General features: G+C 68.5%; 3 protein-coding genes. 1 reads left to right on the forward strand and 2 read right to left on the reverse strand.

From position 1 onward, the window contains the following. Window positions 1-154 precede the first annotated feature (154 nt). The gene (locus KZA10_RS11935) at window positions 155-577 is read right to left on the reverse strand and encodes a YchJ family protein (RefSeq protein WP_141386800.1); all 423 of its coding nucleotides are present in this window, start codon (window positions 575-577) and stop codon (window positions 155-157) included. Between the two features lie 42 nt (window positions 578-619). Here KZA10_RS11935 and KZA10_RS11940 point away from each other — a divergent pair, with 42 nt between their 5' ends. Then, a complete protein-coding gene (locus KZA10_RS11940; protein ID WP_218682986.1) occupies window positions 620-1,468 on the forward strand; it encodes an aldo/keto reductase in 849 nt (282 codons plus the stop codon). 38 nt (window positions 1,469-1,506) lie between these two features. Here KZA10_RS11940 and KZA10_RS11945 read toward each other — a convergent pair whose 3' ends face one another. Next, complete coding sequence (locus KZA10_RS11945; RefSeq protein ID WP_218682987.1) at window positions 1,507-2,460, reverse strand: L-lactate dehydrogenase; 954 nt, start codon at window positions 2,458-2,460, stop codon at window positions 1,507-1,509. Window positions 2,461-2,645 lie beyond the last annotated feature (185 nt).

Genomic DNA, 2,645 nt, shown 5'->3' on the forward strand with positions numbered 1-2,645 from the left:
AGGAGGTCCGCGTGAGTGCAGCGGCAGACCAGACGGCGAAGCTGACGATCGGCGACACGACCGCCGAATTCCCGGTGCTGCGCGGCACGGCAGGGCACGACAGCATCGATTTCTCGACGCTGACCCGCGATGTCGCGACAGCGACATCCGCCCATCAACGCACGTCGCCGTCGACGTAGTACCAGTGCCGGTCCTCGCGCACGAAGCGGCTGCGCTCATGGAGCGAGCCCCTCGCAGCGCCCTGCCGCCAGAACGCCTCGAACTCCACCACGCCCTCGCGGTCGAAGGGGCCTCCGGCCGCGCGATCGATCACCAGCAGCCGTCGCCACTCGAGGTCCGGCTCGAAATCGATCGTCTCCGGCCTCGTGGTCGAGTGCCAGGTGCGCAGGAGGTGCCCGGCGTCCTGGAGGCCGAACGCGGTGTAACGCGAGCGCATCAGGCGCTCCGCCGTCGGCGCGGGCGCACCGTCGAGCAACGGCCCGCAGCAGCCGCCGAACACGTCCCCGGAAGCACACGGGCAGCGATCCTGGTCCTCGATCACGGTGTCATCCGACGCCATCTCCGCCTCCGTCGTCATCCCCTCAGCGTACGCTCGGGGAAAAGGCCAAGAAGGAGCACCGTGACCACTCAGCCCGTCGTCCCCTCGTTCACCGCCCACAACGGGTTCGCCCTTCCGGCCATCGGCCTCGGCACCTACGGACTCCTCGGAGATGCCGGGGCAGACGCAGTCGCCGGAGGCATCGGCGCGGGTTACCGTCTCATCGACACGGCGTTCAACTACGAGAACGAGGGTTCGGTCGGCCGTGGCGTCGCGGCCGCCGATGTGCCGCGCTCCGAGGTCATCGTCACCACGAAGCTCCCCGGTCGCCATCACCCGTCGGCGAAGGCACGCACCGGTATCGAGGAGAGCCGTTCGCGCCTCGGACTCGATGTGACGGATCTGCACCTGATCCACTGGCCGAATCCCCTCCAGGACGAGTACGTCCAGGCGTGGGCCGCGCTCGTGGACGCCCAGTCCCGCGGCGTGGTCCGACAGATCGGCGTCTCCAACTTCCTTCCGGAGCACCTGGAGCGCCTCGAGCAGGAGACCGGGGTGCGCCCCGTCGTCAATCAGATCGAGGTGCATCCGTACTTCCCGCAGGAGGAGCAGCTCGCGTATCACCGGGAACACGGCATCCTCACCGAAGCGTGGAGCCCGTTGGGGCGGGCGAGGGAGCTCTTCGACGAGGCCGTGATCCACGAGATCGCTGCGGCCCGCGAGATCACGACCGCCCAGACCGTGCTGGCCTGGCACGTCGCCCGCGGTACGGTGTCGATCCCGAAGGCGTCGTCGCTCGAGCACCAGGTGGCGAACCTCGCGGCGGCGCAGATCGTTCTCGACGATGCCGAGGTGGCGGCGATCACCGCGCTCGGACGTCCGGACGGACGCCTGTTCGACGCCGACCCGAGGACTCACGAGGAGTCCTGACGCAGACCCGCCTCAGAGACCCTGCGTCACCCGCCTGGTCACGGCCGCAATGATGCGGCGGCTGCCGTGAGCGCGTCAGCGGACTGACGCAGCAGCGCCAGCTCACCCTCCGAGAACGAGGTGTTCCGGATCGGCACGGCACCCTTCGCGCTCACGATCGACGGCACCGAGAGCGCCACACCGTCCAGCCCGTGGAAGTCGCGCAGCACGGTGCTGACGGGCATCACGGCATGCTCGTCGCTCAGGATCGCTTCGACGATGCGTGCACTCGACAGTCCGATTGCGTAGTTGGTCGCCCCTTTGCCGAGGATGACCTTGTACGCGGCGTCGCGCACGTCGACGGCGATCTCCTGCAGTTCGTCGAGGGTGAAGCGAGGGTGGCCGGGCGTCTCCCACTCCAGGATCGGCACGGTGCCGATCGTCGCGCGCGACCAGAGGGGGAACTCGGTGTCGCCGTGCTCTCCGATGATGTGCGCGTGGACGCTGGCGGTGGAGACACCGGCTCGCTGGGCGAGCTTCCACCGCAGCCGCGAGGTGTCGAGCACTGTTCCGGAGGCGAAGATCCGCTCGGGAGGAAGCCCGGTCTCCCCCTGCGCGATGACCGTGAGCACATCGCACGGGTTCGTGACGATCACATAGATCGCGTTCGGGGCGACCTCGAGCAGGTCGGGCATCATGCTGCGGATGATGCCCGCGTTGACCTCGGCGAGCTCGATGCGGGTCTGACCGGGCTTCTGCTTCGCGCCCGCGGTGATCACCACGACGTGCGAGCCGGCGGCGACCGAGATGTCGCTGCCGCCGATGATGTCGCTGGAGCCCGTGAACTGCGTGCCGTGGGCGAGGTCGAGCACCTCTGCCTCGACCTTCTCGGTGGCGATGTCGTACAGCGCGACATGACGGGCGGAACCCCGGATCAGTGCCGCGTAGGCGACACTCGACCCGACGCTTCCTGCGCCGACGACCGTGAGCTTCGAGTTCTCGATGATCTCCATGCGCTCAGTCTCGCAGTGGTGAACCCCGATCAGCGAGCGATCTCGCCGGATCAATGTGTCCCACAGAGAAGGTCACAGAGCGGCGGCGACCGCCTCCGTCGCGGTCGCGTGCGTGAACCGGAACCCCGAGCGCTCCAGCACCAGCGGCCGCACGTCGGCATCGGGAAGCAGCAGCGAATCGGCCG

The organism is Microbacterium sp. BF1, assembly GCF_019279095.1.
Taxonomy (GTDB): domain Bacteria; phylum Actinomycetota; class Actinomycetes; order Actinomycetales; family Microbacteriaceae; genus Microbacterium; species Microbacterium maritypicum.

Coding starts and splice junctions, on each gene's coding strand:
- KZA10_RS11935 (WP_141386800.1), bottom strand. CDS start 577: ATGACGACGGAGGCGGAGATGGCGTCGGATGACACCGTGATCGAGGAC.
- KZA10_RS11945 (WP_218682987.1), bottom strand. CDS start 2,460: ATGGAGATCATCGAGAACTCGAAGCTCACGGTCGTCGGCGCAGGAAGC.